The organism is Streptomyces sp. NBC_01006 (assembly GCF_045162725.1).
In the GTDB taxonomy this organism is placed as follows: domain Bacteria; phylum Actinomycetota; class Actinomycetes; order Streptomycetales; family Streptomycetaceae; genus Streptomyces.
Map to the genome: position 1 here is coordinate 1 of NZ_CP108702.1, position 14,361 is coordinate 14,361.

The following is a 14,361-nucleotide window of genomic DNA, read 5'->3' on the forward strand; positions in this document are numbered from 1 at the left end:
CGCTGCGCGCCCCAGGAGAGAACCGCCTCGCTGCGCTCGGCGGGGCGCGGCTTCGCCGAGCCAGGGCCGGCCCTTCGGGCCGCGTCCTGCGCTTCGCTTCGGACGGGTTCGTGATTCCGCTTCGCTTCATCACGAACGGGCCGCTGCGCGGCCTTGGATGACCCCGTTTCACGGGGTCTGGGCCTTCGGCCTGTTGGGCGGGTCCGCTCCGCTCCCCCGCCTGGGCCCCTCCGGCTCCGCCTCCAGGCCGGCCCGCTTCGCGGGCGCCAGCAGCAGGGAGAGGCTGGGCTTGCTATCGGACCCAGTATCCGCCGCAGTTGGCTTCGCACTCGCAGGGTAGGGGTTCCACGTCCGGTGCCAGGATCAGCGGGCCCAGTCTGCGGACCAGTTCCTCGTCGTCCAGATGGCCTCCGAACCGGTCCCAGGAGGCGATGAACCGTCCGGGTGTGAGTCCGAGGTCGAAGACCGTTGTGAACGTCGAGATCATGCAGAAGGCGACCGCTCCGTCACGGTCGACCGGATCGCTGATGCGGGTCTCCAGGTAGCCTCTCAGCCAGGTGAGCATCTCCAGCGTGGACGCTCCTCCGATCGCCTTCCGGCGCAGTGCCTGCTCGATCTCCCGCTGCTCGGCTCCGTAGCCCATGCCCACCCCGTTCGGCGAGATGATCCCGCTCACGGCAGGACCTCGTTCCGGTACAGTCGTCTGTGTGCATCATCTTGAGATGCACTGTGCAGGATCCCGAGAACCTGACCACTGCCTCCCCGGGCATCTTTCCCACGGAGTGAAGAATGCAGAAGAGCGGTGAAATTACTCTGCGGCCTCACCAGGAAGAGGCTGTCGAAGCGATCGTCCGGGGTCTCGATATTCCGCCGGGAAAGCGTATCCCCAAAACCGGGCTGCGGGCAACGGTGGTGGCAGCGTGCGGGACCGGGAAGACGTTCATCGCTGCTGCGGCCGCGCTGCGCCTCGCCCGGGGCGGGCGGGTTCTTGTGCTGCTGCCGACGCTGGACCTGCTGACCCAGACCGCGCGGGAGTGGCGTACGGCCGGCCACGACGGGCCCGCGGTCGCGGTGTGTTCGCTGGAGGACAACGCCGAGCTGTACGGGCTCCAGGTGCGCACGACGACGTCGGCGCCGCAGCTCGGACTGTGGCACGGCCGGGGCCCGGTGACGGTGTACGCCACGTACGCCTCCCTGCCCGTGATCGCCGAGGCGCACCGCGGGGAGTACGGGCTGCAGATGGAGGCCTTCGACCTGGTGGTCGTGGACGAGGCGCACCGTACGAGCGGGTCGGCGGGGAAGGCCTGGGCGGATGTGCACCGCCAGGAGGTGATCCCCGCGCGGCGCCGGCTCTACATGACGGCCACTCCCCGCATCTGGGCCGAACGCCCGCCCCGGACGCGGGCGCAGGAGCTGGAGCAGGCGGCCGAGCGGCGGCGGGAAGAGGCCGAGCGGCGGCAGAAGGCGGAGGACGAGGGGCGCAGGTATGTGCCGCGGTCGCGGTGGGACCGGCTCCCGAAGGACATGGCCTGCTCCATGGACGACCCGAAGGTCTTCGGGCCGGTGGTCTACGAGCTGTCGCTCGCCGACGCGATCGCCCGCGGGCTCCTGGCGCGCTATCAGGTCGTGGTCGCCGAGCTGGTCGACCCCGTCGTGACCCCGGCCCGGCTCTACAGCGAGGAACGGTGGGAGGAGGAGCTGCGCGGGCAGCGGCTCGCGGCCGTGCAGACCACGCTGCTGGAGACGATGGCCGAGCACGACCTGAAGACGACGATCACCTTCCACCACCGCACCGTGGAGGCGCAGGCCTTCGCCGAGGGCCTGGAGCGGGTGGCCAGCCGGCTGCACGCCGTGGATCCGGTCCGGCATCCGGCGAAGGTGTGGACGGGGTGGCTGCGCGGGGAGCACGAGGCGGAGCACCGGGCCGGCGTGCTCGCCGACTTCGGCCGCCGCGCCGGGCGCGCCGTGCTCGCGAATTGTCGGGTTCTCGGGGAAGGCGTGGATATCAGGGCGGTGGACTCGGTGGCTCTGATCGACCCCAAGGGATCGGCCGTCGACATTGTCCAGGCCATCGGGCGGGCTCTGCGGCAGAAGCCCGGGGAGGGGAAGATGGCGACGCTGATTGTTCCGGTCTTTTTGCGGGAGGATGAGAATCCCGAGGACATTCTCACGTCGAAATCGTATGGCCCCCTTATTCGGGTTTTGAATGGGCTGCGGGCGCATGATGAACGTGCCGTGGAGATGCTCGCAATTCCCCAGGAGAACCAGAAGCGCATCGTTCAGCCGTCGCCGTTGGTCGGGAAGGCGCCCGAGGAGGGTGAGGAGGAGAACCGGCTGCTGCTCCGGTTCGCGGCACCCCGCGATCCGGCGCTGATCGCGAAGTGGATCTCGTACCAGGTGTTCAACACCGAGCGGCAGGACTGGCGTCGGGGCGTGGAGGCCGCGTTCCGGTACCGGGAGCGCGAGGGGGACCTCCAGGTGCCCTACGAGCACACCGAGGGCCCCTACCCGCTGGGGAGGTGGCTCTCCGACCAGCGCAGGGCGTTCCGCGCCGGGACCATGACCGGGGAGCGGGCCGCCGAGCTGGAGGAGCTCGGGATCGTCTGGGACACCGCCGACGCCGCCTTCGAGGAGAACCTCGCCGCCGCGCGGGCGTACCACCGGCTGCACGGCACCCTGGCCGCCCCGCGGGGCGCGGCAATCCTCGACGTCCAGATCGGGCAGTGGCTGACGAACGTGCGTCGGCCCGGCGGGCTCGGGAAGGACCCCGTACGCGCCGGACGCCGGGCGGCGGCGCTGGCCGCGATCGATCCGGACTGGAACCCCGCCGTACGCGGGTGGACGGTCGACTGGCAGCGGCACTACGCCTACCTCGCCCAGCTCCTGGCCGAAGGCGCCCGCCCGGCCTCCGTCACCCCGGGAGTGACCCGGCACGGCGAGGACATCGGCCGGTGGCTGGCCACCCAACGACGTGACTGGGCCCGGCTCAACACCGAGCAGCAGAAACGGCTCGGTGCGCTCGGTATCACCCCGGCCCGCGTCGTACGGGCACCCACGGCGGCCGCGACGGCGGGTACGACGCCCGCGTCCGGGCGCGGCGGCGAGGCGTTCCAGAAGGGCGTGCAGGCCCTCGCGCGGTACGTCTCCACGGAAGGCCGGCTGCCGGGGCGGGGTGCGGTGCAGGCCATGCCCGACGGGACGGTCCACCGGGTCGGGATCTGGTACGCGAACGCCAAGTCCCGCCGCGAACGGCTCACCCCGGCCCAGCTCGCCGCGCTCGCCGACCTCGGCATCGACTGGGCGCGGTAGACCGGGGTGAGGGTTGGTCAGGCCGCCCGGGAGTGCGACTTTCGGGGGCCGTCACGGCCTACTCGCATCGGCTCGGCGGTGAGCTGCCGCAGAATCTCCTCCGCCCCTCGGCTGGCTCTGGGGATGGGGCTCGGGTCGGCCATACGGAGGGCGGCGCCCAGGTGGCGGTCCCTGATGTCGGAGGTGCCGGCCGCGAAGAGCCGTACGGCCTCCAGATCGGACAGTGCGCGCCAGGGGTCGGTGGGGTGTGCCGTGAGTCGGTCGTAGGTGTCGGCCAGGCGCCGTACCACGCCCGGCACGACGTCGAGGGCGCTCAGGAAGGCGGCGCACTGCTGGCGGCTGGCCGGCAGTGCCTGCCTGGCGACGATCCGCGCGGCCGAGCTGACCGGCAGCAGGTGCGCGCCTCCCGCCCGTGCCTGGAGCCGGCGCAGCGAGGGCGCGCCGGCCTTCTCGTAGAAGTACTCCAGTGCTTCGCTGAGCTGTCCGGCCGTGGTGATCAGCTCGGGCGCAGGGGGGCGGCGCAGGTTCTTCAGGCGGCCGCGTTCGGCTGCCCGGGCGGACCTCCACAGCTCCACGATCCCGCCCTGCGGCTCACCGCCGCAGGCCGCGGTGAGCGTCGTCCAGGACGGGACCGTGCGGCCCGAGGAGGCCCGCTTGAGCGTCGCCGCCGACAGCCCGGTCCGGGCAGCGAGTTCGTCGTAGGTCAGCCCGGACTGCGCCCGCAGCTGCCGCAGCGCCGCGGCCAGCTCGCCGCGCGCCCGGACCGTGTAGTCGACGGGGAGTTCACGACGTCCCATGACCCGCCCCCCCTACCGGCCGGCCTGAAGAGCGGCCCGGACCGCCGCCGCGAGCACGCCGCGACTGCCCGGCATCACCGCGATGATCAAGGCCGCGCCGATCCCGCCCGCACCGCCCAGCAGCCGGAAGACGTCGCCCATCGGCATCCCCCGCAGGCTCAGCACCACCGCCGGGACGAACACCACCGCCAACACCACGCTGATCACGACCGCCTGCGGCATCGTCAGACCGGGCGTCCGGTGCTGCACTCCGGGCTGCCGTCCGTCCGAGCGGGCAGGCTCCTGCCTTACTCCCATGACACGTCCTTGTCCGGGACGCCGGGCAAGGCGCCCCTGAAGTAGTCGAGGGACGGGAGGGCGCGGGACAGCGCCCTCCCGTCATCGGTGACTCCGCGCCAAGTGGCGCTCCCGCAGGGGCGATTGGCGTCGCTTTTCCCGGGGGTCACAAGCATGACAGAACGTGACCGGCACACGAAGCCCGGTTCTCCCACCGAGGATCCCAAAAGGCGGGAATGTCCGCTGATTCGTTCATCGGTGTACCTGACCCAGTGCCACTTGATGACGGATCGTCAGTAGGTGCTCTGACCTGCGTAAACGCTTCCAATCGACACCGGCCCCCGTGGCCGCCCCCCACGCCGGGGGCCGGTTGACCCCCGAGCAACGCCCGTGCAGGGCGGCTCCCTACCCCATTCGTCCACGCGCGTCCAAGCGGAAGTTGTCTTCGTGTAGTCAAAGAGGGCACGGTGGGCATCACAACGTCGGGAAACCGGCGGACCCCTGAAGTAGGTGACTCCGCAGCAGGGACAAAGAGAGCACCGCGTTGGCGCGCGAGTGCCTCACACCAGGGCCGGCCCCCACACCCGGGGACCGGCCCTGACCCGTTTCCCACCCCCACCCCCACACCACCCGAACCGTGAACCGGTCCACGGACCAGCAGGGCCACGACCAGGCGGAGCAACCGGCCCACCAGCCCCCTTCGATCCCGCCGCCCCTCGCATCACGGGGACTGACGGGACTGAAATCCGCGATTGCGTTCACGGACGCGGGTAGCCGTGGCCGACGGGCGGATACTCCCGACCCGGGCGTACGGCGACGCCGTGAAGCACGATCCGCTCGAACTCCGAGAGCCCACCCGCTCCCCCGGCGGCCACGGCAACAGCAGCGATCGCCTTCAGCAGCCGCGCCGACCTCTCACGGTCCGCCCGCTCCCGCACCGAAAGCCGACGCGGCGCGGTATCCCGCGACGGTGGAGAGGGCCGCGGAACGTACAGGGCGCCCGCCCGCCACGCGCCGGCCAGCACCACGAGCACGGCCGACGAGCCCAACACCAAGCCCACCGCCCCGTACCCGACCCGGCCGGCCCACCACCCGCACACCGCCAGCACCGCCCCGGCCAGCACGCTGCCGGTGACACGGCGCTGCCTCCCGCTCATCACCACCGGCCACCCCCATGCAGCTGACGCGGCCACCCTCTCACCCCCCTCGCTCGACACCGGACCGCCCATCACCGCCGTGGTCCCGACCCCTTCGCGGGCGCGGCCGCCTGCCGGTACGCGGGCCGGGCCGCCTCCGCGGGCGCCGCCCGGCCGGGAGCCGCGCCCGCGGGGTGGTGGTCGAGCGGGAGCGGGCCGCCGTGGCGGAGACGCGGGGGCCGTCGGGAACCGGGCCGCCGGGCGGGGTGGTCAGGGCGCGCAGGACCTGGCCGACCATGCGGCCCGCGAACTCGCCGGGCGGGCCCTGCTCCCAGGCGGGGTCGTCCCCCAGCCCGGCCTTCAACCGGGCGCGCAGGCCCGCCTCGCCTTCCGGGCCGCGAGCGACGCCCGCCATGCGGGCCGCGAGCAGCGGCCACGCCCGGGTGGCCACCAGCAAGGCCGTCTCCCGCTCGGAGCCGACATAGTCCTTGACGATGCCCACCAGCCGGCTGTTGGCCGCCGCACCGACGCCCATCTGTTCCAGGGCGGCGGCCCGATCGGACAGGTCCAGGTCGTTCGGGACCTTCAGACCTTCGGTCAACGGCCCCCACATCGCGCGGGCATCCGCACTCACCACCACCGGCTCCGGAGCAGGACCAGGAGCAGCAGGAGCGGGAGCGGGAGCGGCGGCGGCCGGGGCGGCGGCGGCCGCGTACGGGTCGGGGGCGGGGGCGGGCCGCGCGGCGGGAACCCCGGCGGCCGGTCCGGCGGCCGGTCCGGCGGCGCCGGGCTGCGCCAGGAGGGCGGCCACCGCGCGGTCGACGCCGACGCCCTGGCCGTGCGCGGCGGTCAGGAACCCGGCGACATCGACACCGCGCTGATCGAGGAGGGCCATCTTGGCGGCCATGTCCGGCCAGGCCGGGGAGGACAGGATCGCGTCGCGCACCAGGCCCTCGGGCATCGTGGCCTTGAGCAGGTCGGCCCACCGGTCGGTGCCCGCCGCGGTGATGCGGGTCTGGTTGGCCTGAACCGCCTGGTAGACGGTCTTGGCCACCTGGCCGAGCTGGGGCAGGAACGTGGTCAGGTCGACGCCCGCCTTCTGCAGCAGCACCATCTGCCCAGCCATCACCGGCCAGTCCGCACCCGACATCAGGCCGGCCAGCACTTGGTCGTCGAGGAGCGGGCGCAGTGCGTCGGCGGCCCAGCCCGGGGCAAGTTTCTCCTCCGGCCCGGCGAGTTCCTCCTCCTGGCCCTGGCGCTGTTTCTGGGCGGCGCGGCGGACCGCGTCGGAGATCGTCATCATCAGCCGGAAGGCCGCCGCCGCGGTCTGGGCGGCTTCGGCCATCGACTCGGCGAACGGATCAACAGCGGCAGGATCCGGGGCGGCGGCGGGGGTGGACACGTCGGGGCTCTCCTCGCGGGCGGGTCAGCGGGACTTGCCCGGACCGGTATGGGGCGGGCCGGGTGCACGGGGCGGCACACCGCTAACGGCACCAGGCGTCATCGGGCCACGGCCCGCCGCCGGTGACGTGCGCGCGGTACGGACCGGGCCCGTACGGGAGGGCGGTGCGCCGGCCACGGCGGCCGCCTCGCGCAGCAGCCGTCCGGCCTCGGAGGCGGCCTTCGCCTGCGCGCGATGGGCCTGCGCCTCGTGCCACAGGCGGGAGGCCTCCACCGCCTCCACCAGCGCCACCAACAAGGTGAGGACCACGATCGCGCCGCCGCCCCGAGCCGCACGCGGGGCCCGCTCCAACGCGCGCGCCGACGCCCGCCAACCCGCCCGCGCCCTACCCTCCAACGACCGTTCACCCGGCGCCCGCCCGGCCTGCTCGAAGGCCTCCGCAGCCGCGACGATCCGCTCCCGAACCGCGACGGGGGCATGGGCAGCGGCAGCCACCAGGAGGTCGCCGAGCGCGGCCACATCACCCGCACCCTCCGCCCGCCCGGAACGCGACAACTCGGCCGCCGCCTCGCGCACCAGACGCTCCGCCACCGCCCAGTCCACCGGCCCGAGGGCGGGCTCGAAGCGCTCCCGTACCCGGGGCAGGGACAAGTCGTACGCGAGGGAGCTCCCGGAGAACCAGACCGGCCGGCTCCCGGCGTCGGCGCGGTCGCCGGGAAGGGCTACCGCGTACCCGACAAGGGTGCCTTCGTCGTCGCGGCGCTCCCGTACGCGAAGACCCGCATCACGCAGCCGGTCCAGGAAGTCGGTGTCACCGGCGGCGAGCGCGGCCGCGGTCCGCACAGTGCACTGAAGGGACTGACGCGCGGTCTCCAGGAGGCCGCGCCGGTCCGCCTTCGCCAACTCCCCCGTCGACGGCCGACGCACCGCCGTGCGGTCCTGCGGCGACATCGCCGTCAACCCCCAGCGGGCCTCGAAAGCACGGGCAGCGGCGTGCATCGCGAGGATGTCACCGCGCAGGCGGGGCTGGCGTCCGTCGACGCGGGCGAGGGTCGCCACCAGGTGGATGTGATCCGGTGCGTGGCGCACCGCGACCCACCGACAGGCACGCTCATCCCCGTACGGGGCGATACCCGACGCGTCCGCCATCGCGGCCGCAACCTCTCCCCATTCGGCGTCGCTCAGGGTCCGGTCGCCGGGCGCGTTGCGGACCGAGACGTGCCACACATGCCGGGCCGGGCGCACCCCGCGCAACGCCTCCACAGGGGCGTCCAGGAGGTCCGCCAGCTCCCCCAGACCGATACGCTCCGGATGCCTCGCCGGGCACGGCACATCGGGGTCCCAGGCCGCCACGAGGTGGGGATCGGTGTGCTCGTCGCGCTTGCCCGGACCGAAGAGATACTCCAGCAACGTGTACGTGTCGTCGCCCATGTCGGGCTTCTTCGGCATCACGTGCGGGACCGGCGTTCCCGCATCACCGCCACCGTCGCCTCATCCACCCGCACCACCGCCGCACGCACCCGGTCCAAGACCCCCGAAGAAGCCCCAGCGGCCGCACCGCCAGCGTCGAGACCGTCGAGGGCGTCGAGGCGGACCGCGATCTCCCGCAGGCCGGCGCGCGCCATCACCAGCTCACGCAGGACATCCGCGCGGTCCGCGGAAACCGGCACCAGAACATGCTGCGCGACCGCCATCGCCTGCCGCCCCACCCACCCCGCCACCGACATCCCCTCCCGGCCCGCAGCCGTACGCACGACCGCCAACTCGGCCGCACTGAACGCCACGCCCACCCGCTCCGAACGCCGCTCCCCCACCTCCCGCTCACGCCGCCGACCACCCACACCAGCCACCACGCCAGCCACCCCTAACTCGACCACCCGGCACCCCGGAAAAGAGCCCGCAGACCCGGAACAAAAACAAGATCAGTTAGCGCGTAATGTTCCATTCCGCACTAACTGGCTGCCACTTTTTAATGCCCGAAAAAATCCTCCCAGCCCACACACGAAACACACCCCGAAAACGCCACCAAGCAGCCCACAACCACCCCAACCAGCGACCCCCACCACCCCACAACCCCACCCCACCAGCCCGCACCCACCCACAACACCCACCACCCCCACCCACACCAACCCACCACCACCCACCCCCCAACCCCCACCAGACACACGAAGCGACGACCACCCAGTGGTTGAACCTCAGGCGGCGCAGCGCGCTGGTGCGGCGAGGGCTTTCAGTCACTGGGGCTTGCCCTCTTTGGCGACGGTAGGGTTCGGGTGATCCAGGTGGCAGGTCTGCGGGGGAGCAGAACGCCCACTCACTGACATTTCCGGAGGGTCAGCTTGCAGTTCGTGGTTCTGCATCGGCGTCAGGATCCAGCAACGGCCGGCCCTCTCGGTGCCTTCCTCGTCCCTGATGATTGGGATGACTTCGGCTTCCGGACCACCTTCAGGTTGTGGGTTCGCGAACCGGCGCTGGGCACTCAGCAACCCGTCTTGATCGGCACCGTCAAGATCGGCTCAGCGAACCAGCAAAGGGGAGCCAGCAGCCTGGGCCAGATCGCGTTCGAGAGGCTCAACGAGTTCAACGAGCCGCCGCAGTGGTTCTCTCTCGGAGACCTCGACTACTACCAGAATCTTCGCGCTCTGGGAGCTGCGGCCCGAGAGGGGATCCTCACGGCACTAGGCGACATCTCCTTCAGCCCTGCCGTGTTCGAGGTGGCTCTTCAGCATGAGGTCACGACCGTGTCGTTGCTCCGGGGCGTCGAGGCGGACACGGTATCGGGCCAGTACAACCGCGTCGCCAGTGGAGGCGTGCTCCGCACCGAGTACAGCTTCAGCTTCGCCGCACCAGGGGCGGATCTGATTGACGGTCCCAAGCCTCCGCCCCTCGCCTTCGACGTGACGCCGAACTCCACTCCCCCGACGAACGTCCACGTCCTGATCGGGCGCAACGGTGTCGGCAAGACCACAACGCTTTGGAACATCGCCAACGCCTCGCTGTTCCCAGATAGGCCTGAGGATTTCGGCCGTGTGAAGCACCTTCCCACTGCGTCTGGGAGTGCTGGCACGAAGTTCGTCAATGTCGTGTCGGTCAGCTTCAGCGCCTTCGATCCCTTCACTCCCGTGTCTCACCATGCATCGGCAACGACGTACGAGTACATCGGCCTCGGAGTACGAGGGAGCATGCCCGGCGAGCGGAAGTCGGCCCAGACGCTGAACGAGGAGTTTCTGGCCAGTCTGGCGGAGATCCGAGCCGCGGGCAGGCACGAAGAGTGGCACGCCTACATGGACACTCTTGGAAGCGACCCGCAGTTCGCGCAATCACCCATACATGAGGCTGTGCGGTCCTTCTTCGAGTGCGAGACGGATGAGTGCCGCGAGAGCTGGGGGGATGAGGTCTTCCACGGGTTCAAGGCACTCAGCTCCGGCCATGCCATCGTCCTACTCACGATGACTCGGCTCATCGAGCTGGTCGCCGAGCAGTCGCTGGTGCTGCTGGACGAGCCTGAGTCCCATCTGCACCCGCCGCTACTGGCTGGGTTCGTCAGAGTTCTTTCGGACCTGCTGACGGACCGCAACGCCGTCGCCATCGTCGCAACTCACTCACCGGTCGTTCTGCAAGAGGTGCCCGCCTCGTGCGTCTACAAGCTCAACCTGAGCGGCGACACATGCTGGCCACGACGGCCCCGGATCGAGACCTACGGAGAAAACGTCGGGGTACTCACCCACGAAATCTTCGGCCTGGAAGTCATGGACTCCGGGTTCTACGCCGAGATCCGCAGAGCCGTCCGTCAGCTGGACACCTACGAAGAGGTCCTCGACCGCTTCGGCAACAAGCTCGGAAGCGAGGCCAAGGGCCTTGTCCGCGTTCTCCTCGCAGAGAAGAACGACCCGGACGGTCACCTCTGATGTGGCCCCTGACGAGACCCATACACACCGCCGTGAACACCTACAAGCAGTGCATCTCAAGCGTCACCGAGAAGGGGAAAGAGAAGCGGCGTACGCGGTTGGACGACGCGACGCCGGCTGTGGAAAGGGCTGCCCGCCAGTACCTCGCCGCCGCCACCGCCGGCACGCTGCATGCGCTCAAAGACTCCTGCTTCAAGGTGCCCAACGTCGATGACAAGGACGCCGCCAAGTGGATCTATACGCGCGGTATGGCCGATCAGCGTGGGCCAGGTCGCTCGATATACGACGCACTCAAGTACTCCGCTGAAGATGAGCGGTGTCCCCTGTGCGGACACCGCGATGTCAGCCAGCTCGACCACGTCATGCCCAAGAGCAGCTTCCCAGCCATCTGCGTAAACCCGCTCAATCTTGTACCGGCCTGTGGCGACTGCAATCACTCAAAGAGTGACTACGCGCCGTCGAGCCGGGAGACCACACTGCTCCATCCGTACTTCGATGACATAGACGGTGACCAGTGGCTCGCGGCACGGATCACGGACCCTGAGCACCCCACGCTGAAGTACCTCGTGTCAGCTCCGCAGGGCTGGACCGAGGAACTCGCGGCACGGGTTCGACACCACTTCGGTGTCCTGCAACTCGGGCACCTCTACGGAGTGCAGGCCAGCCGGACCCTTGCCAGCATCCAGCACTCGCTCAAGAGCCAGCTAGAACGAGGAGGCGAGGCGATGGTCCGCGACTACCTCCTCGACGCTGCCGAGACCCGGCTCCGGTACCGCCTCAACGGCTGGGAAGGCGTCGCGTACCAGACCTGGGCAGATGACCCCTCCTTTTGCCGCGGCTCCTTCCTCAACTGACGAGGTCTGGATATGTGTGGCGGACAGGTTCAGCTGCCGGCTGCGGGATCAAAGCGCTGGAACAGCGCCGGCACGAACTGTTCCAGGAGGGCATGGGCGTCGCGGGCTTCTTCGAGCTCGTCATGACCAAACCGGAAAACCTCGTATCCCCTGAGCTTGAGGTCACGGTCGGCGGCCATCATTTCTGCGTATTTTCCGCTGTCGGGAAGCTGACCTCGGTCGCGGGTGTAGTGCTGGGATCCGTCGACTTCGACGACGATGCGCTGTCCCTGCGGCAGCAGGAGGAGGAAGTCCATGCGGGAGCGCAGCAGCGCCTGGGGGCCGCGCTCGCGGACGGTCCGGTGGTCCCAGTGCAGCCATACCTCGGGCAACAGCACGGGTAGGTCGTAGACCCTGTTGCCAAGGACATGGTGGTAGGCGCCGAAGAAGTTCCGTTGTCCGGGCGAATTGTCAGGCAGGCAGCGGTGAAGCCTCTTGTAGAGGGAGGCCTTGGCCTCGGCTTCATCCGAGATCTTGCGCGTGTGCTGCCACCAGGCCTGGAGGTCACGCCAGAGGAGGCCGTGATCGGGTGTCTCGCGGTCGTAGACCAGTTGGTTCTCTGGGTCGCCGACGATCTCGATGTCGTTGTCCATCGCGTTCTTGAAGCGGATGTCGGGCTTGGTGAGGGAGGCGAAGATGATGTTCTTCGGCTTGCGGTTCTCGGCGAGCCGGGTGGAGACCATGGTGAAGCGTGGGTAGCCGCCTTCACTGCCTGTCTCTCGCAGCTCGATACCTGCGCTGCGGACGTGCTCGTTGATCGCGTCCACGAGGATCCATTGTGCGGATTCGTCGAGGAGGACGTCGGCGGAGACCATCGCTTCGAGGAACCGGGCGATCCTGGCGTCGCCGGCCTCGAAGGCGCCCAGGTTCTCGAAGAGCATCTCGGCCGTCCAGTCTCCAGGGTTCCGGAAGACATGCTGCTCGATACGGTGTTTCAGGCCTGGTCCTGAATTGAAGACGATCGCTTCGAGCAGGGGACTCTGCTCGCCGAGCGGCCAGAACCGGCTCAGCATCGCCATGAACCTTGGTTCGTCGGGGGTCATGGCGGCCAGGTCGAGGGACCGGGCCAGCTCGCGCCGAACCCTCTTCGGTATCTCCGGTGGGGACGATTCCGCCCAGAGCACGTCCTCGATCCGGAACCTCTGCCTCGGGTCCCCCTGGCTCGTGGCCAAGAGCCGGGTAGCGACGAGCGAGAGGTCCTCGTCGGGGACCTGCGCGAAGCTCAGCTCCACCCTTTTGCGCTTGGATTCCTGTTCTGGGACTTCGGGCATGCCCAACTCCGCGAACACAGTGTTGAGCCGGTCGTTCGTGTGAATGGTGAGTCCGGCAACGACATCGCCCACCACCTGTCGAAGAGTCGAGCGATCCCTGCTAGCGGCCATCCGTCGATCCTCACAGAAGGGACCGACACCCCCGTCAGGAAGACGGGGCGTCGGCAGCGTCGTGACTGGGCTTACTGGGGCGTGGGCGCTGAGGTTGCAGGTTCTGCCGCGTCGATGACGTCGTGTGTCTCCCAAGCCAGGCGGTATGCCAGGACAACGATCTGGAGCACCTCGGCCGTTGGCGGCGTCTCCTCCAGGCGGACTTGGGCACCCACGTGATATCGGTGAACGGTCTCCGCGACCGCCGTCGTCCCGGCGGGCAGCGCGCCAGTCTCTTCGGCGCGACGGAACGTGGCGACAATGTTGGAGGACCAGGCCCCCGGGATGTCGCAGTGAAGCGCGTGCGCGAGTTGCACAGCGGTCAGACGAAGGACCTCCCAGCTCGACGCCAGGGCCTGCCGTGGGTCGGTCGCGGCCAGCGCGCTGGCCTGTACGAAGCTGCGTCCGGTGACGAGCTCGGGAATGTTCGCGCGTACGGAGGTGAGCCAGTCCGGTGCCTCCAGGAGCGGCGCGCCCCCCTTGGCGGCGGCCTAGCGTTCGCGGGCCTCGTCAACGTCACCGCCGAACGTCTCCACGAGGGCACCGGCGACCGGCCACGTGGGCAGTCGATGGCCGGCGAGCGCTTCGCTGATCGTGCTTTTGCCGTACCCGGTGGTCGCGGCCAGCTGGCGCAGGGACGGTGCGCCGGCTTTCGCCCTCTGCTGGGCCAGGAAGCGGGCGAAGTCGGCGGTCGGGTCCAACGATTGCCTCCGGTCATGGGCTATGCGAGCCCAGCGTAGAGAGCACTCGCGCCTGGTGTCCGTGGTTGTCCGGGATCCGTCCGGACAGGTGCTGGAGCTGACCCAGAGGGCTGTCCGGACACCCTCCGGACACGGTTACCTCGGGTGCACGGGATGGCGCCTCAACAGAGGCCTGGCGAGAGGATCAAGGAAGGCTATGCGTTCACACGGGGAGGGCACCGGCGGCCGAGGCCGGACAGGCAGCGGCAGTCCCCTGCCTGCGGATGTACAGCACGACGTGGACCGTGTCCGTGAACGCGTCGATCGGCAGTTCCCACGGCCACTGTGGGAGGTGCTCGCCGCCGAGCTGTGCAGATACGACCACCCGCCGGTGCTGGCGGCCTTGTCTACGGGGCGGATCACCGAGCAGACCCGCATCTCGATCACCCCGCGGCGGGAGGCAAAGCGATGATCGTCCGAGCCTCGCAGCCAAGCGGCGGGACGCCCACCCGTCCGGGGACCACACGCCCGGTAGCGGT

General features: G+C 69.9%; 13 protein-coding genes. 3 read left to right on the plus strand and 10 right to left on the minus strand.

Translation table 11 applies throughout. The features are described 5' to 3' along the window. Positions 1 to 292: 292 nt before the first annotated feature. A complete protein-coding gene (locus OG509_RS42200; protein ID WP_331740674.1) occupies positions 293 to 676 on the minus strand; it encodes a hypothetical protein in 384 nt (127 codons plus the stop codon). A 113-nt stretch (positions 677 to 789) separates the two neighbouring features. Between OG509_RS42200 and OG509_RS42205 the strand changes: the two genes are divergently transcribed. Further along, the gene (locus OG509_RS42205) at positions 790 to 3,309 is read left to right on the plus strand and encodes a Helicase associated domain protein (RefSeq protein ID WP_331740677.1); all 2,520 of its coding nucleotides are present in this window, start codon (positions 790 to 792) and stop codon (positions 3,307 to 3,309) included. Positions 3,310 to 3,326: 17 nt separating this feature from the next. On the opposite strand, the gene OG509_RS42210 is transcribed toward OG509_RS42205, so the two are convergent. The 6 genes from OG509_RS42210 to OG509_RS42235 all read right to left on the minus strand — a co-directional run bounded on the left by OG509_RS42210 (position 3,327) and on the right by OG509_RS42235 (position 8,773). Beyond that, on the minus strand, positions 3,327 to 4,106 hold the full coding sequence (locus tag OG509_RS42210) for a helix-turn-helix transcriptional regulator (protein WP_331740680.1): 780 nt from the start codon (positions 4,104 to 4,106) through the stop codon (positions 3,327 to 3,329). A 12-nt stretch (positions 4,107 to 4,118) separates the two neighbouring features. Then, the gene (locus OG509_RS42215) at positions 4,119 to 4,403 is read right to left on the minus strand and encodes a hypothetical protein (protein ID WP_406187942.1); all 285 of its coding nucleotides are present in this window, start codon (positions 4,401 to 4,403) and stop codon (positions 4,119 to 4,121) included. A gap of 737 nt (positions 4,404 to 5,140) precedes the next feature. Continuing rightward, positions 5,141 to 5,539 carry a hypothetical protein gene (locus tag OG509_RS42220; protein WP_331740686.1) on the minus strand — a complete coding sequence of 133 codons (399 nt, stop codon included), beginning with the start codon at positions 5,537 to 5,539 and terminating at the stop codon, positions 5,141 to 5,143. A 40-nt stretch (positions 5,540 to 5,579) separates the two neighbouring features. Continuing rightward, positions 5,580 to 6,920, minus strand: coding sequence for a hypothetical protein (locus tag OG509_RS42225; RefSeq protein ID WP_331740689.1), 1,341 nt, complete (start codon positions 6,918 to 6,920; stop codon positions 5,580 to 5,582). A 24-nt stretch (positions 6,921 to 6,944) separates the two neighbouring features. Next, positions 6,945 to 8,351 (minus strand): mobilization protein, encoded by a 1,407-nt coding sequence (locus tag OG509_RS42230; RefSeq protein WP_406187944.1) that lies wholly within the window; start codon positions 8,349 to 8,351, stop codon positions 6,945 to 6,947. A gap of 17 nt (positions 8,352 to 8,368) precedes the next feature. Beyond that, complete coding sequence (locus OG509_RS42235) at positions 8,369 to 8,773, minus strand: hypothetical protein (protein WP_406187945.1); 405 nt, start codon at positions 8,771 to 8,773, stop codon at positions 8,369 to 8,371. Positions 8,774 to 9,412: 639 nt separating this feature from the next. Here OG509_RS42235 and OG509_RS42240 point away from each other — a divergent pair. Both OG509_RS42240 and OG509_RS42245 read left to right on the plus strand, forming a co-directional pair. Continuing rightward, on the plus strand, positions 9,413 to 10,828 hold the full coding sequence (locus OG509_RS42240) for an AAA family ATPase (RefSeq protein ID WP_406187946.1): 1,416 nt from the start codon (positions 9,413 to 9,415) through the stop codon (positions 10,826 to 10,828). Positions 10,829 to 10,860: 32 nt separating this feature from the next. After that, positions 10,861 to 11,682, plus strand: coding sequence for an HNH endonuclease (locus OG509_RS42245; protein WP_406187947.1), 822 nt, complete (start codon positions 10,861 to 10,863; stop codon positions 11,680 to 11,682). A gap of 29 nt (positions 11,683 to 11,711) precedes the next feature. Here the strand turns inward: OG509_RS42245 and OG509_RS42250 are convergent, their stop codons facing one another. From OG509_RS42250 to OG509_RS42260, 3 genes are all read right to left on the minus strand, one after another. Continuing rightward, positions 11,712 to 13,067: a hypothetical protein gene (locus OG509_RS42250; protein ID WP_406187948.1), complete on the minus strand. Its 1,356-nt coding sequence runs from the start codon at positions 13,065 to 13,067 to the stop codon at positions 11,712 to 11,714. 566 nt (positions 13,068 to 13,633) lie between these two features. After that, positions 13,634 to 13,843: a helix-turn-helix transcriptional regulator gene (locus OG509_RS42255; protein ID WP_331740707.1), complete on the minus strand. Its 210-nt coding sequence runs from the start codon at positions 13,841 to 13,843 to the stop codon at positions 13,634 to 13,636. A gap of 202 nt (positions 13,844 to 14,045) precedes the next feature. Further along, positions 14,046 to 14,207, minus strand: a complete 162-nt coding sequence (locus OG509_RS42260) for a hypothetical protein (RefSeq protein WP_406187949.1) — start codon at positions 14,205 to 14,207, stop codon at positions 14,046 to 14,048. Between the last annotated feature and the right edge of the window lie 154 nt (positions 14,208 to 14,361).